The organism is Massilia sp. NBRC 108631 (genome assembly GCF_059704565.1).
In genome coordinates this window covers 1-23214 of record NZ_BAAKJE010000261.1, presented here as the reverse complement: position 1 = coordinate 23214, position 23214 = coordinate 1, and the positions used below count along the sequence as shown (strand labels likewise).

Below are 23214 nucleotides of genomic sequence, written 5' to 3'. Positions count from 1 at the left end.
CCCTGCGACGATACCGTGCGGCACCTTCCATCCCGCCTTTTTGCAGTTCAGCCGCTCTTTTCACCGCTTTGTCGCACCGGCGTGGTGCGGCCTCTTGAAATTCCCTACAGTGGCAACATCCAAAAATGGCCTCCCAGAGAAACAACATGAAAATAGAGACCTTGCCCCTGCCCTCCCAGCCAGACCACGCCGCCAAACCCGCCCAGCAGGCGGGCAAACGCTGGCGCGCGCCGGCGGTGGCCCTGATCGTGCTGGCCGTGGCCGGCGGCGGCTGGAGCGTCATGCAATCGCGCAGCCAGGCGCCGGCGGCAACGGCAGCGGCCGACAGCGCCGCCGACAAGAAACCCAAGGGCCCGGACGTGTACGAGCTGGCCGCCGCCGACGTGGCCGCCATCGATGCGCGCGCGCTGTCGCTCAGCCTGCCACTGTCCGGATCGCTGGCCCCCATCAGCCAGGCCACCATCAAGGCCAAGGTCTCGGGCGAAGTGCGGGAAACCACGGTGCGCGAAGGCATGGCGGTGACCCGGGGCCAGCTGCTGGCGCGGCTGGACCAGGCCGACCTGCAGGCCCGCCTGACGCAGCAGCAAGCCGTGCTGGACGAGGCGCAGGCCAAGCTGGCCCTGGCCAGCCGCAACCACGCCAACAGCCAGGCCCTGCTCAAGCAAAACTACATTTCCTCGACTTCCTACGACACCACCGCCAACGGCGTGGAACTGGCGCGGGCCAACGTGAAATCGGCCAGCGCCATGGTGGACATGGCCCGCATTGCGCTGAACGACAGCGTGATCCGCGCGCCGATGAGTGGGGTCGTTTCCAAACGCCATGTGCAGGCGGGCGAGAAAGTCGCGCCTGACATGCCCGTCTACACCATCGTCAACCTGGACGAGCTGACCCTGGAGGCGCAAGTGCCGACCTCGGAGATCCCGCGCGTGAAAGCGGGCCAGGAAGTGGCCTTCCGGGTCGATGGCTTCACAGTCAATGGCCAGCCGCGCGAATTCCACGGCAAGGTGGCGCGCATCAATCCGACCGCCGAGCCGGGCTCGCGCGCCATGCTGGTCTACATTTCGGTGCCGAACAAGGACGGCGCCCTGCTGGGCGGCATGTTCGCCAAGGGCAATATCGTCACCGAGCGCTCGGCCGTCATGCCGCTGGTGCCGGTGGACGCGCTGCGCAGCGACGGCGGCCGCCAGGTGGTGTACAAGGTGGACCAGGGCAAGGTGGTGGCGCAGCCGGTGACGCTGGGCCTGCGCAACGAGGACACCGGCTACGCCGAAGTGACCGCGGGCCTGCAGCCGGGGGCGCAGGTGATCGTGGCCAAGCTGGACGCGGTGAAACCGGGCGCCCGGGTCAAGCTGGCCGCGCCGGCCGCCGCCCCGGCGGCGTCCGCCACGGCCAAGGCCAGCGTGCCGGGCCAGCGGAGCTGAGCCATGTGGATCACCAAAGTCAGCATTAAAAATCCGGTGTTCGCCACCATGGTCATGGTGGCGCTGATGGTGCTGGGCCTGTTCGCCTACCAGCGCCTGGGCGTGGAATCCATGCCCAATGTGCAGCTGCCGTTCGCCGCCATCGAGATCGAATACCCGGGCGCTTCGCCGGAAGCGGTGGAGAACGACATCACGCGGCCGGTGGAAGACATCGTCAACACCGTCAGCGGCGTGAAGACCATCCGCGCCAACTCGTGGGAAGGCCGGGCCGGCATCTACCTGGAATTCCAGCTGTCCACCAATATGGACCGCGCGATGCAGGAACTGCGCGACAAGGTGGCGCTGGTGCGTCCGCGCTTCCCCAAGGAAGCCAAGGACCCCTTCATCGCGCGCGAGGAAGGCGACAATGAGCGCCCGGTGGTGACGCTGTCGCTCAGCTCGGACAAGCACAGCCTGCGCGAGCTGTCCACCATGACCGACCAGATCATCACCAAGCGCTTCCAGAACGTGGCCGGCGTGGGCCAGGTGCGCGTGCTGGGCACCACCAAGCGCCAGGTGCTGATCAGCCTGAAGCCCAACGAGATGACGGCGCAGGGCATCGGCGTGGACGAGGTGATCCGCGCGATCCAGACCACCAACGCCAATCTGCCTGCCGGCAACATCAGCCAGTCCGTCACCGAACAGCTGGTGCGGGTGGAAGGCAAGATCAAGGACGCGCGCGAGTTCAACAAGATCATCGTGGCGCGCCGCGCCAACGGCCCGGTCTACCTGGACCAGGTGGCCAGCGTGGTCGACGGCGAGGAAGAGGCGCAATCGTATTCGCGCATCGACGGCAAGCCCGGCATCTCGCTGGAAGTGACCAAGGTGCAGGACGCCAATGTGGTGGTGGTGGGCGAAGGCGTGCGCAAGGCCGCCGAGGCGCTGCAGCAGACGCTGCCGGCCGGGATCCGGCTGCACATCCTCGATTCGCAGTCCGAGCGCGTGCAAAGCCAGCTCGACAACGTGAAGCGCACCATCATCGAAGGCGCCGTGCTGACCATGGTGATCGTGTTCTTCTTCCTGAAGTCCTGGCGCTCGACCATCATCACCGGCCTGACCCTGCCCATCTCCGTCATGGCCAGCTTCATCGCCATGCAGGCCTTCGGCTTCACCTTGAACTTCCTGACCTTGATGGCGCTGTCGCTGTGCATCGGCCTGCTGATCGACGACGCCATCGTGGTGCGCGAAAACATCGTGCGCCACTTCGGCATGGGCAAGGACCACCACCAGGCGGCCGAGGACGGCACCAACGAGATCGGCCTGGCCGTCATGGCCACCACCTTCGCCATCGTGGCCGTGTTCATCCCGGTGGCCTTCATGGACGGCATCATCGGCCGCTTCTTCCTGCAGTTCGGCATCACCGTGGCGGTGGCCGTGCTGGTGTCGCTGTTCGTCTCCTTCACGCTGGACCCGATGCTGTCGTCGGTATGGCCGGATCCGGAGCAGGACCGCTTCAAGTACCTGCCGTGGCTGGGCCGCTTCATGGACTTCGTCGAGCGCGGCGTGGACAGCCTGCACGTGGTGTACGGCAAGGTGCTGGCGGTGGCGCTGGACTGGCGCAAGACCACGCTGGCGGTGACCGCCGCCATCTTCGCTGGCAGCCTGCTGCTGGTGCCGATGATAGGCGGCGAGATGTTCCCGGAAACCGATGAGGGCTGGGTCAACATGCGCTTCAAGACCCCGGTCGGCTCCAGCCTGGAATACACCAACGACAAGGTCAAGCAGGTGGAAGCGGCGCTGGCGCCGTTCAAGGAAATCGACAGCATCCTGTCCAACGTGGGCACGCGCGACGGCCGCAACTCGGCCGAGGTGAACCTGAAGCTGACGGACGTGAAGAAGACCCACCGCCGCTCGCAGAAGGCGCTGGAAAAAGCCATCCGCGAACGGCTGGCGCCGATTGCCGGCATCCAGCTGTCGGTGGGCCAGAAGCCGATCTTCATCGCCATCCTGGGCACCGACGAGGCCAAGCTGGACGCCGTGGCGCGCGAGCTGATGGACAAGATGCGCAAGATCAAGGGCGTGGCCGACCTGGAATACAGCCAGGAGGGCGCCAACCCGTCCACCATGATCAAGATCAACCAGGAACTGGCCAGCGACCTGGGCCTGTCGGTGCAGCAGATCGGCGCCGCCTTGCGGCCCTTCGTGGCCGGCGAGAAGGTCAGCCACTGGCTGGCCTCGGACGGCCAGAACTACGAAGTCAACGTGCAGCTGCCGAAGTCGGGCCGCCAGCGCGTGATGGACCTGGCCGACCTGTCGATCGCGTCCAGCAAAACCAACGCCGACGGCACGCCGCGCATGGTGCCGCTGCGCCAGGTGGTGGAATTCATCCCCTCGTCCAGCCCGCAGGTACTGAAGCGCCAGGCACTGCAGCGCCGGGTGGCGGTGTACGCCGGCGTGGAAGGCCGTCCCGGCGGCGACGTGGACGCCGACGTGCAAAAGGCCATGAAGACCATCGTGCTGCCGGCCGGGGTACGCTTCGACGTGGCCGGCAACGCGCAGGAGATGGCCGAAACCATGAGCGGCGCCATGACGGCGCTGGGCGTGGCGGTGATCTTCATCTACCTGGTGCTGGCTTCGCAGTTCGGCAGCTTCCTGCAGCCGGTGGCCATCATGACGTCGCTGCCGCTGTCGCTGATCGGCGTGCTGCTGGCGCTGCTCATTACCGGCAGCACCTTGAACATCTTCTCGGTGATCGGTTTCATCATGCTGATGGGCCTGGTGACCAAGAACGCGATTTTGCTGGTGGACTTTACCAACCACGGCCAGCAGGAAGGCCTGGGCCAGCGCGCAGCCATCATGCAAGCCGGCCAGGTGCGCCTGCGCCCCATCATGATGACCACCCTGGCGATGATCTTCGGCATGTTGCCGATGGCCATAGGCCTGGGCGACGGCGGCGAAACGCAGGCGCCCATGGGCCGCGCCGTGATCGGCGGCGTCATCACCTCCACCCTGCTGACGCTGGTGGTGGTGCCGGTGGCCTACACCTACCTGGACACGCTGGGCAAGCGCTGCGCGCGCTGGCTGGGCGGCCGCAAGGAAGCGGCCACGGTGGCAGCCGTGGCTGAACAAACCAAAACGGCGGATGCCGCCTGACCCCTGGAGCGATATGACTGGAAGAAGATCCGTGACCCTGGCCGCCCTGGCCGCCCTGGCCGCCCCGCTGCCGCTGCTGGCGCAGCCGGCGCCGGCGTCGGAACCGGTGGCCGCAGCGGTGGCCGTGACTGCTGCCGAACCCGCCGCCGAGCCTGCGGCCGAACCGGCCAGGGACAAGAACGCCGTGGTGGTCAACGGCATCCGCAACCCGGAGCTGAAGACCTACCGCGTGATGGCCGCCGGGCTGGACGCCTTCGACGACTACCACGAACTGGCGCCCACCGCGCCGGAAGTGCGCTTCAAGCTGCGCCCGCGCAGTGCGGCGCAGGCCGCCGACATGGAAAATCTCGCCATGCGCATTGCCGGCGACACCATCTCGATTCCGCTGGCGGTCGCGGCCGATCATACTTTCTCGCTGCCGCGCAGCGACGAAGCCAGGAAGGAAAACGCGGATCTGTTGCTGAACAAGCCCAAAGGCAGCTACCGCTGGCGGCCGGACATCCACAGCGTGGGCGTGCCGGAAGGCATGCGCCGGCTGGGCGACCTGCGGCTGGAATGCAAGGTGCTGGTGGCTACGGCCAAGGAGGAGATTGGATTCTTCTTTACCGGCGTGATCAACACGCTGCTGCTGACCACCGACTGGTGCAGCCACGAAAAGATACAGCTGTCCACGGCGGCAGCGCGCCGCATTGCCAGCGCCACGCTGACCTACGGCGACCAGCGCGTGCCGTTGAAGGTGAGCAGCGACGGCAACAGCTATACGCCGCCGCTGGGCAACAAAGCCTACCCGCACGACGCCCTGATCGACATCCAGTACGCCGATGAGCCGGCGGCCTGAGCCGCCTCGCCGGCGTCAGTTGACGGTCAGCACGGCGGCCGCGCTGGTGGCGCTGCCGTAGGTATTGGTGATCACCACGTCGTAGCTGGCAGCGTCGGCGCTGGCCACACTGGCGATGGTGTAGCTGGCCGCGGTGGCGCCCGTGATGTTGGTGCCGGCCTTGCGCCACTGGTAAGTCAGCGTCGGCGTGCCGGAGGCGGCCACGGTGAAGGTGGCCGGTTTTCCGGCCGCCACGGTCAGCGCCACCGGCTGGGTGGTAATGGCCGGCAACAGGCCCACTGTCAGCACGGCTGCAGTGCTGGTCACGCTGCCGAGGCTGTTGGTCACCACCACGTCGTAGCTGCCCGCATGGGTGGCATAGGCAGGGCTGAAGGTAAATTTGCTGGCGGTGACGCCGGGCACGGCCACGCCGTCCTTGCGCCACTGGTAGCTCAGCTTGCCGCCCGTTGCCACCACGCTGAAGCTCGCTTCCTGGCCGGCCACGACGGTCACGGCGACCGGCTGGGTGGTGATGGCGATCTGCGTGTCCGTCACCGCGGGTTCGCCGTCGCCGCCACCGCCGCCACAGGCGCCCAGGGACATGGTCAAGGCAGCGGCCATTGCACAGGCCGTCAGTTGCAGCAGATTCTTCTTCATATACAGTTCCCGCAGAGTAAAGTCAGCGAGAGTATAGGACCGCAACCATGCCGGGCAGACACGGTCTTGTGTAAAATTATGCAATAAGTTGTTACCAAACGTAACGGCGCGGCCGCTTCATTCCTGTGCGGGGGGCGCTTCCCCGGAGCTGTCGCCGGCGCTGTCGTCGCCATCCTGTTCGCTACCCTGCTCACCGTCAGGCCTGCTCTTTGCTTCCAGCTTGCGCCTCGCCTTCTCCTCGGCCTTTTTCTTCTTCTCCAGCTCTCGTTGGCGCTTTTCATACTGGAAATTTGTCTTAGCCATTTGCCACCTCTCTATGTTGCGAACGGTGTTCGTCCAGCTACATTATGACGCAGTTGCGGCCGACGCAAATTTTTCAGCCTCGGGGATGATGTTGCGCATGCAAATGCTTCAGGCGCTCGCGCGCCACATGGGTGTAAATCTGCGTGGTGGAGATGTCCGAGTGGCCCAGCAGCAGCTGCACCACGCGCAGGTCCGCGCCGTGGTTCAGCAGGTGGGTGGCGAAAGCGTGGCGCAGGGTGTGCGGCGACAGCGGCGAGGTGATGCCGGCCTTTTGCGCATGCTTCTTGATGATGACCCAGAACATCTGGCGCGTCATCGGCCCGCCGCGCGCGGTCACGAACAGCGCATCGTCCTGCTGGCCGTCCAGGATGGCCCAGCGCGCCTCGTGCATGTAGCGCTCTATCCACTGGCGCGCCTGGCCGCCAAACGGCACCAGGCGCGTCTTGGCGCCCTTGCCGGTGATGCGCAGCACGCCGTCGTTCAGGCTTAGCTCGAACGTCTTCAGCGCCACCAGTTCGGACACCCGCAGGCCGCTGGCATACATCAGCTCCAGCATGGTGCGCTCGCGCAGTCCCAGCGGCGTGCGCACGTCGGGCGCGGCCAGCAGCGCTTCCACCTGCGCCTCGCTGAGCGTGTGCACGAAGCGCTGCGCCTGCTTGGCGGAGGCCAGCTTCAGGCACGGATCGGCCGCCACCAGTTTCTGCCGCAGCGCATACTGGTAATAGCGTTTCAGCACCGACAGGCGGCGGTTGGATGTGCTGGCCTTGGTGTCCTCGTGGCGCGCGCTGAAATAGGCGTCGATGTCGTGCGTGGCCACCCCGTGCAGGCCGGCCACGGCCGGGCGCGCCACCGCCAGCCAGTGCGCGAACGCCTTCAGGTCGCGCCGGTAGGCGTCCAGCGAATTCTTCGCCAGGCCGTCCTCCAGCCACAGCGCGTCGCAGAAATCGTCGATCAAAGCAAGGTTGTCTGCTGCCATGCGTACTCGCTGTGTCCTTCGTGCGCCAGCAGCCAGCGCTTGACGTTCAGGTGGAAGCCGTTGGCGTCGTCGTGGTGGGCGAAGCCGCCCAGGCCGTTGGCGCCGGTCACGCGGTGGCACGGCACGGCCAGCGGGAACCAGTTCTGGCCGCAAGCCTGGCCGATGGCGCGCGGTGCCGATTCCAGGAATTTGGCCAGTTCGCCGTAAGTGCGCACCTGGCCGCGCGGAATGCTGCCGATGGCGGCCCACACGCGGCGCTGGAACTCGCTGCCGACCTTGGCCAGCGGCAAGGTGAACTGGAAGTCGGCGTCGGCGCAGTAGCGCAGGATCTGCTCGGCCGCCAGCGCGGCCACCGCGTCCTGCGCCTCCTTCTCGGCGTAGTCCGGCGGCAGGTAGACCAGTTCGGTCACCAGCGCGCCGCCGGTGCGGATGCCCATCGCGCCGAACGGGGTGGCGACGATGGCATTGAAAAGATGGCTACTCTGTTGTTTATTCATCACAGTTGTCGGGCACAATGTTGCATCAATACTACACCACCAAAATGGGGCAGGCAAAAAAAAAGCGCACTGCAACAGTGCGCTTTCAATCCTGCTTGCACGGAACCGGCCGTTTGGCGTCGACGTAGCACACTTGTGGCGGCCTTCGGCGATCTTCCAACGACATACTGTGAACCGTGTGTCTCCTCAATGTATATGCGGCATTCAAGGCCGTTATTTTACTTACTCTCCCCACTAAACCTCATGTTCTTGCTACCAGGGCAGATATCGTTATTTGTTTTGTTTGCCTCTGGAGCGAAGCAATCATAACTGATCCACTTCGCTTTTTGCTCATTTTTTTGAGCCAAGAAAATTTTTAGTTTAGGAGTAAATCAAGTTAGGCAACCACAGCGAAATTTGTGGTACGTAGGTTACCACCACCAGGAAACCGAGCATGGTGAGCAGCCACGGCCACACCGCCACGGTCAGTTCGGTAATCCCCATTTTGGTGATTCCCGACGCCACATACAGGTTCAGGCCGACCGGCGGGTGGCACATGCCCACTTCCATGTTGACAACGATCAGGATGCCGAAGTGCACAGGATCGATGCCCAGCTTCATGGCCACCGGGAACAGGATGGGCGCCATGATCAGCACGATCGACGACGGTTCCATCACGTTACCGGCCAGCAGCAGCAGGATGTTGACCACCAGCAGGAAGCTGATCACGCCCAGGCCCTGGCCGGTGATCCACTCCGCCATTTGCTGCGGAATGTTTTCGCTGGTCATCAGGAAGGAGAACAGCACGGCGTTGGTGATGATGTAGAGCAGCATGGCCGACATCGCCGCCGAATCCAGCAGCACCTTGCCCACTTGCTTGAGCTTCAAGTCCTTGTAGACGAACACGGCAATGAAGAAGGCGTACACGGCTGCCATGGCGGCCGCCTCGGTCGGCGTGAACGCGCCGCTGTAGATGCCGCCCATCACGATGACGATCAGCAGCAAGCCCCAGGCGCTCTTGCGGAAGGTGGCCCAGCGTTCGCCCCAGCCGGCTTTCGGCATGCGCGGGTAGTTGTGCTTGCGGGCCAGGAACCAGGTGGTCACGCCCAGCAGGAAGGCCAGCATGATGCCCGGCACCACGCCGGCCATGAACAGCTTGCCCACCGAGGTATTGGTGGTGACCGAGTACATCACCATCACGATCGACGGCGGGATCAGGATGCCCAGCGCGCCCGAGGTGGTGATGACGCCGGCGCCGAAGCCCTTCGGGTAACCCTGGCGCACCATGGCCGGCAGGATGATGGAGCCGATCGCCACCACGGTGGCTGGCGAAGAGCCGGACACGGCCGCGAACAGCGCGCAGGCCAGCACGCCGGCCAGCGCCAGGCCGCCGTGCCAGTGGCCCACCATGGAAGTGGCGAAGTTGATCATGCGCCGCGCCACGCCCCCGTGGGTGAGGAAATTGCCCGCCAGGATGAAGAACGGGATGGCCATGATCTCGAACTTCTCGATGCCGGTAAACAGCTTGAGCGCCACCGATTCGATCGGCACCTCGGTCATGGTGAACAGGAAGGTCAGTACTGTCAGGCCGAGCGAGATGGAGATCGGCATGCCGGTCAGCATCAGCGCCAGCAGCAGCACGAAGATAATCATGGCGTTCATGCTTTGGCTCCTTTTTCTTCAGCCTTCAATTCGTCTTCCAGGCCCTCGACGTGCGAGTGGTCGTGTTTCGGCAGTTCGCCGGTGCGCACGAAGGCCACCATCACCTGCAGGAAGCGGAAGCACATCAGGTAGGAACCCAGCGGCACGGCCAGGTAGACCAGCCACATCGGCACTTCCAGGTCGGCCGAGGTCTGTTCGGTGTGGCCGATTTCCCACACGAAGGTGGCGCCCAGGGTGCCGACGATGCCGGTAAACAGCGCGCCGGCCAGCAGGCCGAAGATGACGAACTTGTTGCGCCACGGCGTGCTCATGCGGTTGATGATGACGTCCACGCCGACGTGGATGCCGGTCCGCACGCCGTAGGCGGCGCCGAACTTGGCCATCCACACGAACATGTAGATGCACAGCTCTTGCGCCCAGCTGGTGTTGATTTGAATCAGGGCGTCTTGCAGGCCGGGAATCGGCAGCCCTGACAGGTAGCGGTGCACCACCGCCACGAAAATGATGAAAGTGGCCAGACCCATCAGGGTCGCGATCAGCCATTCTTCCAGGTGGTCCAGGAATTTCATGGTCGAGATCTTTCCAGAGAAAGCGAGATAGGGGAAAGCGGCGGCGGCAGAACGCCGCCCCGCTCAGAGCCGCTGGGTGCTGTTACTTGGCAGCTTCTTTGTTGATGGCCTGGATCAGATCCTTGCCGATGCGGCCTTCCATGTCCTTCTGGACCGGCAGCAGCACCTTGCGCCATTCAGCTTGTTCCTTGGCGCTCAGGGTGTAGATTTCCGTCTTGCCGGCCTTCTTGATCGCTTCCATGGCCAGGTCGTTATCGCGCTGGGCGATGGCTTTCTCGAAGGTGGTGGCGTCGCGCATCGCGGTTTCCAGCGAGGTGCGGATGTCGGCCGGCAGGCCGTCCCAGAACTTCTTGTTGACGATCACGGCATAGCCCAGGTAGCCATGGTTGGACACGGTCACGTGCTTCTGCACTTCATGCATCTTCTGGGTGTACATATTCGACGGCGGATTCTCGGTGCCGTCCACCACGCCGGTCTGCAGCGCCTGGTAGACCTCGGAGAAGGCCAGCACCTGCGGGTTGGCGCCCAGCGTGCGCATCTGCGCGTCCAGCACCTTGGACGACTGAATGCGCATTTTCAGGCCCTTGAAGTCGGCCGGGGTGCGCAGCGGCTTGTTGGCCGACATCACCTTGAAGCCGTTGTCCCAGTACGCCAGGCCGGTGATGCCCTTGCTTTCCAGTTTCTTCAGCAAGCCCTTGCCGATCGGGCCTTCGGTCACGTTGTACAGCGCGGTCTTGGTGGGGAAGATGTACGGCAGGTCGAACGCTTCGAATTCCTTCACGCCCAGCGGGCCGAACTTGGCCAGCGACGGCGCCAGCATCTGCACCGCGCCCAGCTGCAGCGCTTCCAGTTCTTCCTTGTCCTTGTACAGCTGGCTGTTCGGGTACAGCTCGACCTTCACACGGCCATTGGTGGCTTTTTCCGCCAGTTGCTTGAAGCGCTCGGCGGCCTGGCCCTTCGGCGTGTCGGTGGCCACCACGTGGCTGAACTTGATGACGATAGGGGCTTGCGCGAAGGCGCTGAAGCTGGCGACGGCGCATAGCGCGGCCAGGGTGGCTTTCAGTTTCATGTGGGGTCTCCCGAGGGGTTAAAGTACATTATTATGGGTGCCATATCAGTTTGTAACATTCGTACGATACACGGCAACTGTGGAAAACCACAATAGCTGGCGACACATGAAAGTCTGATGCTCCGCCCCATGACCTCCGCCACCGACCGCCCGCCGCGTCCGCACTTCACCAACCCGGTGCGCTGGCTGCTGCCGGTGGTGCTGGTGCTGTTCTTCCTGGCCGTGCTGATCTGGCTGCCGTGGCAGGCGCGCCAGATGGAAAGCAGCGAGCGCCAGGAACAGCTGATTGCCGACACCTTGTGGGTGGAGCAGACCATCCGCTTCCAGCTGGGACGCCACGAAGAGGCCATGCGCACGCTGAGCGGCGAGATCGCCGCCGGCCATCTGAGCCCGAAACAATTGCATGCGCGATTGGTACAACTGTTGCAAACAGGACACGAAATCCGCCGCGTGATGTGGGTGCTGCCGGACGGCTCGGTGGCCGCCACCAGCGATCCGGCCACGGCGCCCTCGGCCCAGTCCGGCCTCGGTCCGCACTCGCGCGCCGCCGCCGAGCACGCGCGCCTGGCCCGCAAGCCCATCTACAGCCAGCCCGAGCTCCTGCCCGGCGCCAGCAAGCCCGGCCTGGACTACCACTACCCTGTATACAGTGGCGAGCGCTACCTCGGCACGCTGGTGGCGCACTATTCGCTGGCCACCGTGCTCGACGAGCTGGTGCCGTGGTGGTTCGCCCAGGACAACCAGATCACCCTGCTCGACCGCGACGACAAGGTGCTGGCGCGCCGCTCGGCCGCCGGCGCCGGCCACGGCGTCTACACCCACAAGCGCGCGCTGGACCTGCCCGGCACCTCGGTGACGCTGCTGACCGACAGCGTCAAGAGCGAGCCGCGCCTGCTGCCCAACCTGCTGGTCGGCTCGGTGATCGTGCTGTCGCTGGCCTTGCTGTGGAGCCTGCTCGCGCTGTGGGGCCACATCTCGCGCCGCCTGGCCGCCGAGGGCGCGCTGCGCCAGCAGATGACCTTCCGCACCGCGATGGAAAATTCGCTGGTGACCGGCTTGCGCGCGCGCGACCTGGAAGGCCGCGTCACCTACGTCAACCCGGCGTTCTGCCAGATCGTCGGCTACCCGCCGGAAGAGCTGATCGGCAAGCTGCCGCCTATGCCCTACTGGGCGCCGGAAGTGATGAGCGAATACCAGCACCGCTTCGCCGAAGTACTGGCCGGCAACGTCACGCCGCAGTTCGAAACCATTTTCCAGCGCGCCACAGGCGAGCGGGTGCCGGTGCTGATTTTCGAGGCGCCGCTGGTCGACAACAACGGCAAGCAGACCGGCTGGATGGGCTCCATCCTGGACATTTCGGACCGCAAGCGCATTGAAGAGCTGAACCGGCAGCAGGAACAGAAGCTGCAGACCAGCGCGCGCCTGGCCACCATGGGCGAGCTGGCCTCGATGCTGGCGCACGAGCTGAACCAGCCGCTGGCGGCCATTTCCAGCTACACCACCGGCGCCCTGAACGTGATGCAGCGCGCCGAGGACACCGGCCAGCCGCTCGACGGCGGCCTGCTGCGGCCGGCCTTGCAGCAGGCCGGTGCGCAGGCCCAGCGTGCCGGCCAGATCATCCGCAGCGTGCACCAGTTCGTGAAGAAGCGCGCGCCGGAGCGGCGCGAAGTGGCGGTCCAGTCACTGCTGGACGGCATCGAAGCGCTGATCGAACTACAGGCGCGGCAGAGCTATGTCGCGCTGCAGGCCGATATCCCGGCCGCGCTGCCGCTGGTGCTGGCCGACCGCGTCATGATAGAACAGGTGCTGCTGAACCTGACCCGCAACGGCATCGAAGCCATGGCCCAGGTGCCGCCCGAGCGCCGCCTGCTGCGCGTGCGCGCCAGCCACGACGCGGCGGCCGCGCAGGTGATGGTGGAAGTGATCGACCAGGGCCACGGCATCCCGGACGACGTGGCCGAGCGCCTGTTTGCGCCCTTCTTCTCCACCAAGGCCGAAGGCATGGGCATGGGTTTGAGCATTTGCCGCACCGCGATAGAATTCCATGGCGGCACGCTGGTGCACAAGGCCAACCCGGCCGGTGGCACCATTTTCGCATTCACGCTGCCGGCCGCCGGCGCGCATTAAAACAACAGGGGACTTAACTATGCTGCATATCGTGGACGACGAAGCCGTAGTGCGCGACTCGCTTTCCTGGCTGGCCTCGTCGCGCGCCATCGCCGCCACCGCTTACGCCAGCGCGGCCGACTTCCTGGAGTGGACCGAGCGCGCCGCCTTCGACCCGCAGGGCGACTGCGTGCTGCTGGACGTGCGCATGCCCGACATCAGCGGCGTGGCCGTGTTCGACCAGCTGGCCGCGCGCGGCCTGACGCAGCGCCTGCCGGTGATCTTCCTGACCGGCCACGGCGACGTGCCGATGGCGGTCGACACCCTCAAGCGCGGCGCCTTCGACTTTTTCGAAAAGCCCTTCAACGACAACCAGCTGATGGACCGGGTGCAGGAAGGCCTGGCCAACTCGCGCCAGGCAAGCGCCTCGGCCGCCGTGCACGCGCGCCTGGCCACGCTGTCCACGCGCGAGCGCGAAGTGCTGGACCTGATCCTGGCCGGCAAGATGAACAAGGTAGTGGCCGATCAGCTCGGCATCAGCATGCGCACGGTGGAAGTCCACCGCGCCCACATCTTCGACAAGATGCAGGTCAAGACCGCTGTCGAACTGGCCGGCCTGCTGAAATAATTCGCGCCGCAGCGGCGCCCGCCTGCCTTGCCGAAAAATTACTTTACCACTTATATAACTGCTGATATTATTTCCCCATGAAACCTGGACTTGGAACCCAATTGCGCCATCTGATCGACCTGCTGGACGGGGCGGTAGGCGCCGCCTACGAGGAAGCGGGGCTGGCTTACCGGCCGCGCTACACGCCGGTGATGCGCGCGCTGATGCAGGGCGAGCCGCGCACCATCGGCCAGATCGCGGAAGCGGCCGGCATCACGCAGCCGGCCGCCACCCAGACCATCGCGCTGATGCTCAAGGCCGGGCTGATCGCATCCGAGCCCGGTGCGCTCGACGGCCGCCAGAAGATGATCAGCCTGAGCGCGCAAGGCCAGGCGCTGCTGCCGCAGCTGCAGCAGTGCTGGCAAGCCACGGCGGCGGCGGCGCGCAGCCTGGACGCCGACCTGCCCTACCCGCTGTCGGAAACGCTGGCCCACGCCATCGCTGCGCTGGAGCGGCAACCGTTCGGCGCGCGCATCCGCGCCGCCCGCAACGCGGACACCGAAAGCGGCCCCGAAAAACAAGCCGGCCACCAGGAGGCATCATGAACGCTACGCAGCACGCTGTTCCAACTTCCCCCGCACCGTCCGCCGGCCTTGGCGCGCGCGTCGCGCGCTGGCCGCTGACCCGCATCCTGCTGGCCACGCTGGCCATGGTGCTGCCGGTGGCGGCGGTGCTGGTGTTTGCGCATGTGGCGCTGGAAAAATCCATGCGCGTGGCGTGGCCGCAGTTGCTGGCCGCCGCGCTGTGCGTGCTGGGCTACCGCCTCTACGTGGCGAAAATCGAAAAGCGCGTGCCGGACGAACTGGCCCTGGCCGGCGCCGCGCGCGAGACCGCCACCGGCATCGCCTGGGGGACGGCCCTGTCGCTGGGGGTGATAGGCGCGCTGGCGGCGGCCGGCGCCTTCCAGGTGGTGGGCAACAATGGCTGGCCCGCCCTCTTCAAGCCGGTGGCCGAACTGGTGCTGGTGGCCGTGTTTGAAGAACTGCTGTTCCGCGCCATGCTGCTGCGCATCCTGCAAAACGCCCTGGGCACGCGCTGGGCACTGGCAATGTCGTCGTTCGTCTTCGCGCTGGCGCATTTCCCGAACGACGGCGTCAGCGCGCTCGGCCTGGTGATCACCGTGGCCGCCGGCGTGATGTTCGGCGCCGCCTACCTGAAGACGGGCCGCCTGTGGCTGGCCGCCGGCCTGCACTTCGCCTGGAACTTCATCACCGGCACCGTGTTCTCGCTGCCGGTGTCCGGCGGCGCAGCCAAAGGCTGGATCATCGGCCGCCTGAACGGGCCGGAATGGCTCAGCGGCGGCAGCTACGGCCTGGAGGCGTCGGCCGTCACGCTGCTGGCCGTCGTTGCCGTTACCGTACTGCTGGCGCGCCAGCCGGCCGCCGGCACGGTGGCCTGATCCGCAAGCTTGCGGCGGCCTACCGGCCCAGCCGCTCCAGCTTGGCCACGCTCAGGTCGAGCACCTTCATGCCGAAGCTGCCGAAATTGATCTGCGCGCGGCAATTGGCGCCGCTGCCTTCGATGTTGACGATCACGCCTTCGCCGAACTTGCCGTGCGAGACGGATTCGCCGATGCGCCAGCCGCTGCCGCCGCCCGACTTCTGCGCCATGCGCTGGGCCAGCGCGTTGTCGCTGCCCAGGTTCAGCGGCGCCTCGTCCCACGCGGATTTCTTGTTGGCGAACCAGTGCGACTGCACCTTCGGCGACAGCCATTTCAGGGACTCTTCCGGCAGCTCGTCGAAGAAGCGCGACTTCATGTTGTAGCGGGTCTGGCCGTGCAGCATGCGGGTCTGCGAGAAGCACATGTACAGGCGCTTGCGCGCGCGCGTGATGGCCACGTACATCAGGCGCCGTTCCTCTTCCACGCCGCCGTCCTCCTTCGAGCTGCTTTCGTGCGGGAACAGGCCCTCTTCCAGGCCCGTGATGAAGACGTTGTCGAATTCCAGCCCCTTGGCCGAGTGCACCGTCATCATCTGCAGCGCATCCTGCCCGGCTTGCGCCTGGTTGTCGCCCGCCTCCAGCGAAGCGTGCGACAGGAAGGCCGACAGCGGCGACATGACGGTGGCCAGCGGCGCGTCCGCGTCCAGGATCTCGATACCGTCTTCATTGACGATGGGTGCGCCGGCCTGCGCGTCCGCGCGCGGGCCCAGGTGTGCGGGCGCACCCTGGCCGTAGCCTTCTTCTGACACAAACTGCGTGGCCGCGCTGACCATCTGCTCCAAGTTCTCGATGCGGTCCGCGCCCTCTTTCTCGGTGGCGTAGTGGGTCAGCAGGGTACTGCCCTCCAATACCACGCGCACCAGTTCGGGCAGCGCCATCTGCTGCGTTTCAAAGCGCATGCCTTCGATCATCTTGACGAAGCCGGCCAGCGAAGTGCCGGCCTTGCCCGTCATATAGGGCACCGCCGCGTACAGCGAGATGCCGTACTGCTGCGCCGCGCCCTGCAGGTTCTCGATGGTGCGCACGCCGATGCCGCGCGTGGGGAAGTTCACCACGCGCAGGAAGGCCGAGTCGTTGTGCGGATTGTCCATCAGCTGCAGGTAGGCGATGGCGTGCTTGACCTCGGCGCGCTGGAAGTAGCGCAGGCCGCCGTACACGTGGTACGGAATGCCGGCAGAGAACAGCGCGTGCTCGATCACGCGCGACTGCGCGTTGGAGCGGTACAGCACCGCGATCTCGCTGCGCGAGGCGCCTTCGCCGATCAGGCTCTTGGTCTCCTCGATGATCCACTGCGCTTCCTGCAGGTCCGAACTGGCTTCGTATACGCGCACCGGTTCGCCGTGCCCGGCGTCGGTGCGCAGGTTCTTGCCCAGGCGCTTGCTGTTGTTGGCGATCAGCATATTGGCCGCATCCAGGATGTGGCCGTGCGAGCGGTAGTTCTGCTCCAGCTTGATCAGGTTCTTGACGTTGAACTCCTGCTCGAAGGCGCGCATATTGCCCACGTTGGCGCCGCGGAAGGCGTAGATGCTCTGGTCGTCGTCGCCCACCGCGAACAGCGCGCTGCTGCCCTGGCTCTGCCCCTGGCCGGACAACAGCTTCAGCCATTTGTACTGCAGGTCGTTGGTATCCTGGAATTCGTCAACCAGGATGTGCTTGAAACGCTGCTGGTAATGCTCGCGCAGCGGCTGGTTGCGGCTCAGCAGCTCGTAGCTGCGCAGCAGCAGTTCGGCAAAATCCACCACCCCTTCGCGCTGGCACTGGTCGTCGTACAGGCCGTACAGCTCCACCATCTTGCGTTCGTTGGCGTCGTAGGCTTCCACGTCGGCGGCGCGCAGGCCGGCGTCCTTGGCGCTGTTGATGAAGTACATCACCGACTTGGCGGGGAATTTCTCGTCGTCGATGTTGAAGGCTTTCAGCAGGCGCTTGATGGCCGACAGCTGGTCCTGCGAATCGAGGATCTGGAAGGTCTGCGGCAGCGCCGCGTCGCGGTAGTGCGTGCGCAGCAGGCGGTTGCACAGGCCGTGGAAAGTGCCGATCCACATGCCGCGTGTATTGATCGGCAACATTGCCGACAGACGCGTCAGCATCTCCTTCGCGGCCTTGTTGGTGAACGTTACCGCCAGGATGCCGGCCGGCGAGACCTGGCCGGTCTGGATCAGCCAGGCGATGCGGGTGGTCAGGACGCGGGTCTTGCCGGAGCCGGCGCCGGCCAGGATCAGCGCGCTCTGGGCCGGCAGCGTGACGGCGGCAAGTTGCTCGGGATTGAGGTTGTGGAGGAGATTTTGCATCCCGTGATTATACCGGGGCAGGCTGCGCCCCGGTATAAAACACTGGATATCCAATCAGCCCTTGGGCGCCGGCACGGCCTCGGCACGGCCGCTGCGCACGGCTTCCTGGATCATGGCGCGGACGGCCTCGTCGGCCTCGCGGCTCAGGCGGCCCTGCTCGCGGCCCAGCTCCCCCATCTTCTGGCCCAGCTCCCGCATCGGCTTGCTGGCTTCGCGCATTTGCGCGCTCAGTGCTTGCATGGGCGCTTTTCTGGCGGCCATCTCGGCGTGCGCTTTCGCAAATTCGGCGGTGAGTTCCTTCATTTGCTGCTTGAACGGCTCCATTTGCGTTGTCAGCGCGTCCATTTCACGCTGCAGCGTTTCACGATCGGCGCCGGCAGCACCGGCGTCGCGGCTGCGCTCCATTCTGCGCGCCACGGCTTCCATCTTGCGTGCCACGGCTTCCTGCTGCCGCGCGACCTGCTCGATCTTGTCGTGCTGCACGCCGCGCCCGGCGCGCTCGGACTGCTCGGACGCGGCGCGCATCTTCTCGCTCAGCGCTTCCATGGCTTTGTTGTGCTGCTCCATGGCTTTGTTGTGCTCCTTCATTTGCAGGTTCAGCGCATCGGCCGGCGCCCAGGCGGCGCTGGCCTTGGCCAGCAAGGCGGGATCCTTGATCAGCCAGGCCTGGTTGCCGTCGCGGTACCAGATGAAGTCACCCTTCACGGCGTCCTCCAGCCGGCTCAATTCCGCCATGTCGCCACGGCCGGAGTAGATCGCGGTATAGCCGTCGCCACGCTTGATGCCGTAGGCATCCTTGGCCTTGTCGTTCATGGTCAGGCGTCCGAAGTTCATGCGGACGCGTCCCGGCGCACGCGCCGAAGGCTCGCCGGACAGCATGGGCGCTGGCGGCGCCGCTGCGGCTGCGGGGGCGGCCGGCGCAGCGGGGGCGGCTACGGCGGCCGGGGCAGGCGCTGGCGCCGGGGCAGGCGCAGGAGCCGGCGCCGGACGGGCTGCAGGCGCGGGAGCCGGCGCAGGTGCAGGTGCAGGTGCAGGCGCAGGCGCCGGACGCGCTTCGGGCGCGGCCGGCACCTGCGGCTTGGCGGCGGCCGGCGGGTCCAGCATGGCCAGGACGGGCGGCGGAACAGGCACCATCCTGGCCGGGACGGCGGGCACGGCCGGGACGGCCGGCGCATCGAGGGCCGGCGCCGGCGGCACGGCCGGCGGCTGCGGCGCGGCGTGGGCGTACAGCACGGCGCAGGCGGTGCACAGGCCGAACAGGGGCGCGGCAATCTTCCAGCTCAGCGGCTGGCTGTCTGGGCGGACCAGGCGTTTAATACGGGACATGAGGTTTCCTCCTTGAGCCCCCAGCGCAGGCTGGGGGGTGGCGAACTGGAAGCGGTCCAGTTCGGACAGTGCAAGGGCCAGGCGCCGCGGTTCGCCGAGCGTGCTTGCGGCTAAATCATCTGCAATCTGCTCCCGCTCGTCGCGGATGTGCCGGGACAGCATCCACACGCTCGGGTGGTAAAACAACAAAATCTCGATGGCGCTCTGGACCAGGTTGACCAAGTAGTCGTGGCGCTTGATGTGGGCCAGTTCGTGCGCCAGCAGCGCTTCCAGCAGGCCGGCCGGCATGCCGGTGAGCAAGGACGCCGGCACCAGCACCACCGGCTTCCAGCAGCCGGCCGTCATGGGCGAGTCCAGGTGTTCGGCCACCGCCAGGCGCACCGGGCGGTTCAGGCCGAGGCGCAGCGCCAGGCGGTCCAGGCGCTGCTGCCATTGGAGGTTGGGCGCCTGCCGCGCTTCCAGGGTGCGCTCGCGCACCCACATCAGGCCGAGCGACAAGCGCAAGGTCATGAACGCGGCGCCGCTGGCCCACAGCAGCACCAGCCAGGGCAGCTGCCGCTGCAGCATGTATTGCCAGGAGATCAGCCAGCCGTCCTCCATCAGCACTGGCATCGCCACGGCGGCGCCGCCCAACGCGCCGGAGCCGGCCATCAGCAGCACGGCAGGGTCTGCGGCGGGCGCGGCGCCGGCCGCGTCCAGCACGCGCCAGACGATGCCGGCCAGTGGCAGCGCGGCGCACAGCAGCAAGGCGGCGCACGCTACCGCGTAGCGCGCCTGCGGGCGGGCGTTGCGCAACAGTTGCAGGGCCAGCGACGCCGCCCAGCCGATCAGCAGGCCCTGCCAGACGAAATGAAGCAGCGACCAGCCTATGGCGGGCATCAGCAGGGACAGCAACTCGGCCATGAAAGACTCCTTGAAATATGCAATGTAGATTAAATGATCTAGAACGCACTGTCTAGAATTTTTTTTCTACTTCCAGCCGCGCAGGTGGCGGGGCGGAGCATCAAGGTAGCGCGTAGTGCGCGGCGGTGCGGGGGATTTGCGACAGAATGCCGCCTGCGCGGTGCAGGCGGCGGAATGGCGGGGAAACTGCGGCGCTTAGAATTCGACCACGGAACGGATCGATTCGCCGGACTTCATCAGGTCGAAGCCCTGGTTGATGTCTTCCAGCTTGAGCTTGTGGGTGATCAGGTCATCGATGTTGAGCTTGCCTTCCATGTACCAGTCGACAATCTTCGGCACATCGGTGCGGCCGCGCGCGCCGCCGAAGGCGGAACCCTTCCACACCCGGCCGGTGACCAGCTGGAACGGACGGGTGGAAATCTCCTGCCCGGCCGCCGCCACGCCGATGATGATGGACTGGCCCCAGCCCTTGTGGCAGCACTCCAGCGCCTGGCGCATGGTGGTGGTGTTGCCGATGCATTCGAAGCTGTAGTCGGCGCCGCCGTCGGTGAGCTGGACGATGGCGTCCACCACGTTGTCCACCTTGGTCGGGTTGACGAAATGCGTCATGCCGAACTTGCGCGCCATCTCTTCGCGCGCCGGGTTGATGTCGACACCGATGATCTTGTCGGCGCCGACCATCTTGGCAGCCTGGATCACGTTCAGGCCGATGCCGCCCAGGCCGAACACCACCACATTGGCGCCCGCCTCCACCTTGGCGGTAAACAGCACCGCGCCCACGCCGGTGGTGACGCCGCAGCCGATATAGCAGACCTTGTCGAACGGCGCGTCAGAACGGATCTTGGCCAGCGCGATTTCCGGCACCACGATGTAGTTGGAGAAGGTGGAGGTGCCCATGTAGTGGAAAATGGGCTTGCCGTCGATGGAGAAACGGCTGGTGGCGTCGGGCATCAGGCCGCGCCCCTGGGTCGAGCGGATCGACTGGCACAGGTTGGTTTTTTGCGACAGGCAGAATTTGCACTGGCGGCATTCCGGCGTGTACAGCGGAATGACGTGGTCGTCCTTCTTCAGCGTTTTCACGCCGGGGCCGACGTCCACCACCACGCCGGCGCCCTCATGGCCGAGAATGGCGGGGAAAATGCCTTCCGGGTCGGCGCCGGACAGGGTGTAGTAATCGGTGTGGCAAATGCCGGTGGCCTTGATCTCCACCAGCACTTCACCCTCGCGCGGGCCGCCCAGTTCCACTTCCTCGATGGTCAGCGGAGCGCCGGATTGCCATGCCACGGCTGCTTTGGTTTTCATGCTTGTTTCCTGTGTCTCATTAAACGGGATAACCCGCATGATAACAAGGAATGCAAGATTACACCGGCAACAAGCCCGCCCCCGCCGTCCGCCGTTCGTTCCACAGGCGGCGCAACTGGCCGGCCAGCCGCAGCGGCTCGAGCGGCTTGGCAATGATGCCGGCCGCGCCGGCCGCCACGTAGCGCGCCACGTCGGCGGCCGACACCAGGCCGGTGACGAACATGGCCGGGGTGTAGCACAGGTGCGGCATGCGGCGCAGCTGCGCCAGCGTGGCCACGCCGTCGCTGCCCGGCGCCTGCACGTCCAGCAGGATCAGGTCGGGCTGGAAATCGGCCGCCACCAGCAGCGCGTTGCTGCCGGAGCCGCAGTCGCGCACCTGGAAATGGCCGATCACTTCGAGCGCCATCTTGGCCACCCCGCGCACGTGCGGGTCGTCCTCCACGTAGAGGATGCTGCTAAGCTCGCCGCTCATGTTGTCTCCTCCTGCATGGCCACCGGCTCGATGCCCAGCATGTGGGACACGGTGCGCCACAGCTGGCGCGGGGAGGTCCAGGGCTTGGGCAGGAAGGCGTGCGCCTGCGTGCGCAGGCCGGGATGGCGCGCCGAGTACAGCAGCACCGGGGTGCTCTCCTGCTGCTGCCGCAGGCGCTGCAGCAGCTCGGTGCCGTCGCCGTCCGGCAAGTCGGGGTCCAGCACCACCAGCGCGAAGCTGGCCTGCTCCACGGCGCGCACCGCGTCGGCCAGCGTGGCCGCGTGGTGCACTTCGGTTTCCGGCACCAGCAGCGTGGCCAGCACCAGCGCCGAATCGCCGTCGCCGTCGACGTGCAGCACGCGCGGCACTTCCTGGTACTCGGCCGCCAGCTCTTCCAGGACGCCGTCCAGGGTGTTCAAATCGTCTTTCATGGTGTTCTCCGCCCGCAGCCATGGGCTGCAGTTTGCTTGAATTCAGGATGCAAGGTCGGCGGAGCTGGGCCGAAATTCAGATACAGCGGCAGGGAAAGGGCGCGCTGAATGGGGAAAGCGAGCGGGGGCGGTTCAGGACCCCGGGCTATGGCGGTAGTTTAGCGTATTTCCGAAAAGAAGCAGATCTTATTTTTTCAGCCGTGTATTAAAAGCAGCATGCAAGCCATTCAATGTTTCCTCGGCGGTCAGCAACTGGTCGGCGATTTCATTGATCTTGCGGCGGCTGGAACGGGCATGGTCGCGCAGCACTTCGAAGGCGGTGTTGCGGTCGGTCTGGAATTTGCACATCAGCAGGCCCACGGCCAGGCTGGTTTCGCGCCCGGCGGCCAGCGCGGCGTTCAGATTCAGTTCGGTGCGCCGCAGCTGGCGGATCTCGTCGGCCCGCGCCAGGCCGGCTTCGAATGCCGGCATCAGGTGCTGCTCGTCCACCGGCTTGACCACGAAGCCCACCGCGCCGTAGGCGGCGGCCTGCTTGGCGGCGTCGCTGTCGCCGCGGCCGGACAGGAACATGAACGGCACCGACGTGTTGCGGTTGAGCTGCTTGGCCAGTTCCAGGCCGGACATGCCGGGCATGTGGATGTCGAGCAGGGCCATGTCCGGCTCGCGCTCGGCCACCTGGGCCAGCGCCTGGTCTGCCGAATAGGCCAGCACCGTGTCGTAGCCGGCATGGCCCAGCACTTCGCTGAGGAAGGCGGCCAGCAACTGGTCGTCGTCGACGATGAGTATCAGGCGCTTCGCCGGGGTGGGTGCATTCATGGTCGCAACCTTGAGCGGAAGATAATGCGACCGATTATAAAACGATCACGCCGCGCTGGAGCGAATTTCTTCGTGCCCGGCCTGGGCGGTGAACAAGGCGTTGAAATCGCGCACGGCCCGGGCCGGGTCCGGCGCCATGTAGACGCCGCTGACGCAGGCCACCATCTGCACTCCGCGCGCCACCAGCGGCGCGGCGTTGTGCGGCGTCATGCCGCCGATGACCACGCGCGGCAGCCCGATGCGCCGGCGCGCTTCGTCCAGGATGGCCGGCTGGGTGGTGACGGCGTACTGCTTCACGCGCGACGGGTAGAAGCCGCCGAAGGCGGCGTAGCTGGCGCCGGCGTCCTGCGCGTCCAGCGCCAGCTGCATGTCGCCGTA

The 23214-nt window shown here is 65.9% G+C and carries 21 protein-coding genes; 7 read left to right on the top strand and 14 right to left on the bottom strand.

Annotated features, from left to right (window positions below):
- Positions 1-146: 146 nt before the first annotated feature.
- Genes AC6H42_RS28145 through AC6H42_RS28135 form a run of 3 tightly spaced genes read left to right on the top strand, consistent with a single transcriptional unit; the run spans position 147 to position 5394 of the window.
- On the top strand, positions 147-1424 hold the full coding sequence (locus AC6H42_RS28145) for an efflux RND transporter periplasmic adaptor subunit (RefSeq protein ID WP_497549467.1): 1278 nt from the start codon (positions 147-149) through the stop codon (positions 1422-1424).
- A gap of 3 nt (positions 1425-1427) precedes the next feature.
- On the top strand, positions 1428-4556 hold the full coding sequence (locus AC6H42_RS28140; RefSeq protein ID WP_497549466.1) for an efflux RND transporter permease subunit: 3129 nt from the start codon (positions 1428-1430) through the stop codon (positions 4554-4556).
- A 13-nt stretch (positions 4557-4569) separates the two neighbouring features.
- Positions 4570-5394, top strand: coding sequence for a hypothetical protein (locus tag AC6H42_RS28135; RefSeq protein ID WP_497549465.1), 825 nt, complete (start codon positions 4570-4572; stop codon positions 5392-5394).
- 15 nt (positions 5395-5409) lie between these two features.
- On the opposite strand, the gene AC6H42_RS28130 is transcribed toward AC6H42_RS28135, so the two are convergent.
- The 7 genes from AC6H42_RS28130 to AC6H42_RS28100 form a co-directional block, all read right to left on the bottom strand.
- Entirely contained in the window at positions 5410-6030 is a 621-nt protein-coding gene (locus tag AC6H42_RS28130) for an immunoglobulin domain-containing protein (protein ID WP_057154451.1), read from the bottom strand.
- 117 nt (positions 6031-6147) lie between these two features.
- Entirely contained in the window at positions 6148-6333 is a 186-nt protein-coding gene (locus tag AC6H42_RS28125; RefSeq protein ID WP_057154450.1) for a hypothetical protein, read from the bottom strand.
- A 73-nt stretch (positions 6334-6406) separates the two neighbouring features.
- On the bottom strand, positions 6407-7309 hold the full coding sequence (gene xerD / locus AC6H42_RS28120) for a site-specific tyrosine recombinase XerD (RefSeq protein WP_057154449.1): 903 nt from the start codon (positions 7307-7309) through the stop codon (positions 6407-6409).
- A complete protein-coding gene (locus AC6H42_RS28115; protein WP_497549464.1) occupies positions 7285-7806 on the bottom strand; it encodes a methylated-DNA--[protein]-cysteine S-methyltransferase in 522 nt (173 codons plus the stop codon). The genes xerD and AC6H42_RS28115 overlap by 25 nt, the downstream gene beginning before the upstream one ends.
- 360 nt (positions 7807-8166) lie before the next feature.
- Positions 8167-9447 carry a TRAP transporter large permease gene (locus AC6H42_RS28110; protein WP_057154447.1) on the bottom strand — a complete coding sequence of 427 codons (1281 nt, stop codon included), beginning with the start codon at positions 9445-9447 and terminating at the stop codon, positions 8167-8169.
- Positions 9444-10016 (bottom strand): TRAP transporter small permease, encoded by a 573-nt coding sequence (locus AC6H42_RS28105; protein ID WP_057154446.1) that lies wholly within the window; start codon positions 10014-10016, stop codon positions 9444-9446. Before AC6H42_RS28105 ends, AC6H42_RS28110 begins: the two co-directional genes overlap by 4 nt.
- Before the next feature lie 82 nt (positions 10017-10098).
- The gene (locus AC6H42_RS28100; protein WP_057154445.1) at positions 10099-11085 is read right to left on the bottom strand and encodes a TRAP transporter substrate-binding protein; all 987 of its coding nucleotides are present in this window, start codon (positions 11083-11085) and stop codon (positions 10099-10101) included.
- 117 nt (positions 11086-11202) lie between these two features.
- Here AC6H42_RS28100 and AC6H42_RS28095 point away from each other — a divergent pair, with 117 nt between their 5' ends.
- The 4 genes from AC6H42_RS28095 (at position 11203) to AC6H42_RS28080 (ending at position 15257) form a co-directional block, all read left to right on the top strand.
- Positions 11203-13212, top strand: coding sequence for a sensor histidine kinase (locus tag AC6H42_RS28095; protein ID WP_057154444.1), 2010 nt, complete (start codon positions 11203-11205; stop codon positions 13210-13212).
- Between the two features lie 19 nt (positions 13213-13231).
- Positions 13232-13819: a response regulator transcription factor gene (locus tag AC6H42_RS28090; protein WP_057154443.1), complete on the top strand. Its 588-nt coding sequence runs from the start codon at positions 13232-13234 to the stop codon at positions 13817-13819.
- Positions 13820-13920: 101 nt separating this feature from the next.
- Positions 13921-14403: a MarR family winged helix-turn-helix transcriptional regulator gene (locus AC6H42_RS28085; RefSeq protein ID WP_497549463.1), complete on the top strand. Its 483-nt coding sequence runs from the start codon at positions 13921-13923 to the stop codon at positions 14401-14403.
- Positions 14400-15257 (top strand): CPBP family intramembrane glutamic endopeptidase, encoded by an 858-nt coding sequence (locus tag AC6H42_RS28080; RefSeq protein WP_497549462.1) that lies wholly within the window; start codon positions 14400-14402, stop codon positions 15255-15257. The genes AC6H42_RS28085 and AC6H42_RS28080 overlap by 4 nt, the downstream gene beginning before the upstream one ends.
- 19 nt (positions 15258-15276) lie before the next feature.
- Here AC6H42_RS28080 and AC6H42_RS28075 read toward each other — a convergent pair whose 3' ends face one another.
- From AC6H42_RS28075 to AC6H42_RS28045, 7 genes are all read right to left on the bottom strand, one after another.
- The gene (locus AC6H42_RS28075) at positions 15277-17586 is read right to left on the bottom strand and encodes a UvrD-helicase domain-containing protein (RefSeq protein ID WP_057154440.1); all 2310 of its coding nucleotides are present in this window, start codon (positions 17584-17586) and stop codon (positions 15277-15279) included.
- 54 nt (positions 17587-17640) lie between these two features.
- Entirely contained in the window at positions 17641-19815 is a 2175-nt protein-coding gene (locus tag AC6H42_RS28070) for a M56 family metallopeptidase (RefSeq protein ID WP_497549461.1), read from the bottom strand.
- Positions 19816-20010: 195 nt separating this feature from the next.
- Entirely contained in the window at positions 20011-21117 is a 1107-nt protein-coding gene (locus AC6H42_RS28065; RefSeq protein WP_497549460.1) for an S-(hydroxymethyl)glutathione dehydrogenase/class III alcohol dehydrogenase, read from the bottom strand.
- Positions 21118-21175: 58 nt separating this feature from the next.
- Entirely contained in the window at positions 21176-21589 is a 414-nt protein-coding gene (locus tag AC6H42_RS28060; protein ID WP_057154437.1) for a response regulator, read from the bottom strand.
- Complete coding sequence (locus AC6H42_RS28055) at positions 21586-22020, bottom strand: response regulator (protein ID WP_057154436.1); 435 nt, start codon at positions 22018-22020, stop codon at positions 21586-21588. The genes AC6H42_RS28060 and AC6H42_RS28055 overlap by 4 nt, the downstream gene beginning before the upstream one ends.
- Before the next feature lie 186 nt (positions 22021-22206).
- The gene (locus tag AC6H42_RS28050) at positions 22207-22836 is read right to left on the bottom strand and encodes an ANTAR domain-containing response regulator (protein WP_057154435.1); all 630 of its coding nucleotides are present in this window, start codon (positions 22834-22836) and stop codon (positions 22207-22209) included.
- A 45-nt stretch (positions 22837-22881) separates the two neighbouring features.
- A partial coding sequence (locus AC6H42_RS28045) for a thiamine phosphate synthase (RefSeq protein ID WP_497549459.1) occupies positions 22882-23214 on the bottom strand: 333 nt, incomplete at its 5' end.

What these genes read in the sequence shown, in the direction of transcription:
- AC6H42_RS28145 (WP_497549467.1), top strand. Translation starts at nt 147, where the DNA reads ATGAAAATAGAGACCTTGCCCCTGCCCTCCCAGCCAGACCACGCCGCC.
- AC6H42_RS28140 (WP_497549466.1), top strand. Translation starts at nt 1,428, where the DNA reads ATGTGGATCACCAAAGTCAGCATTAAAAATCCGGTGTTCGCCACCATG.
- AC6H42_RS28135 (WP_497549465.1), top strand. Translation starts at nt 4,570, where the DNA reads ATGACTGGAAGAAGATCCGTGACCCTGGCCGCCCTGGCCGCCCTGGCC.
- AC6H42_RS28130 (WP_057154451.1), bottom strand. Translation starts at nt 6,030, where the DNA reads ATGAAGAAGAATCTGCTGCAACTGACGGCCTGTGCAATGGCCGCTGCC.
- AC6H42_RS28125 (WP_057154450.1), bottom strand. Translation starts at nt 6,333, where the DNA reads ATGGCTAAGACAAATTTCCAGTATGAAAAGCGCCAACGAGAGCTGGAG.
- xerD (WP_057154449.1), bottom strand. Translation starts at nt 7,309, where the DNA reads ATGGCAGCAGACAACCTTGCTTTGATCGACGATTTCTGCGACGCGCTG.
- AC6H42_RS28115 (WP_497549464.1), bottom strand. Translation starts at nt 7,806, where the DNA reads ATGAATAAACAACAGAGTAGCCATCTTTTCAATGCCATCGTCGCCACC.
- AC6H42_RS28110 (WP_057154447.1), bottom strand. Translation starts at nt 9,447, where the DNA reads ATGAACGCCATGATTATCTTCGTGCTGCTGCTGGCGCTGATGCTGACC.
- AC6H42_RS28105 (WP_057154446.1), bottom strand. Translation starts at nt 10,016, where the DNA reads ATGAAATTCCTGGACCACCTGGAAGAATGGCTGATCGCGACCCTGATG.
- AC6H42_RS28100 (WP_057154445.1), bottom strand. Translation starts at nt 11,085, where the DNA reads ATGAAACTGAAAGCCACCCTGGCCGCGCTATGCGCCGTCGCCAGCTTC.
- AC6H42_RS28095 (WP_057154444.1), top strand. Translation starts at nt 11,203, where the DNA reads ATGCTCCGCCCCATGACCTCCGCCACCGACCGCCCGCCGCGTCCGCAC.
- AC6H42_RS28090 (WP_057154443.1), top strand. Translation starts at nt 13,232, where the DNA reads ATGCTGCATATCGTGGACGACGAAGCCGTAGTGCGCGACTCGCTTTCC.
- AC6H42_RS28080 (WP_497549462.1), top strand. Translation starts at nt 14,400, where the DNA reads ATGAACGCTACGCAGCACGCTGTTCCAACTTCCCCCGCACCGTCCGCC.
- AC6H42_RS28075 (WP_057154440.1), bottom strand. Translation starts at nt 17,586, where the DNA reads ATGCAAAATCTCCTCCACAACCTCAATCCCGAGCAACTTGCCGCCGTC.
- AC6H42_RS28070 (WP_497549461.1), bottom strand. Translation starts at nt 19,815, where the DNA reads ATGGCCGAGTTGCTGTCCCTGCTGATGCCCGCCATAGGCTGGTCGCTG.
- AC6H42_RS28065 (WP_497549460.1), bottom strand. Translation starts at nt 21,117, where the DNA reads ATGAAAACCAAAGCAGCCGTGGCATGGCAATCCGGCGCTCCGCTGACC.
- AC6H42_RS28060 (WP_057154437.1), bottom strand. Translation starts at nt 21,589, where the DNA reads ATGAGCGGCGAGCTTAGCAGCATCCTCTACGTGGAGGACGACCCGCAC.
- AC6H42_RS28055 (WP_057154436.1), bottom strand. Translation starts at nt 22,020, where the DNA reads ATGAAAGACGATTTGAACACCCTGGACGGCGTCCTGGAAGAGCTGGCG.
- AC6H42_RS28050 (WP_057154435.1), bottom strand. Translation starts at nt 22,836, where the DNA reads ATGAATGCACCCACCCCGGCGAAGCGCCTGATACTCATCGTCGACGAC.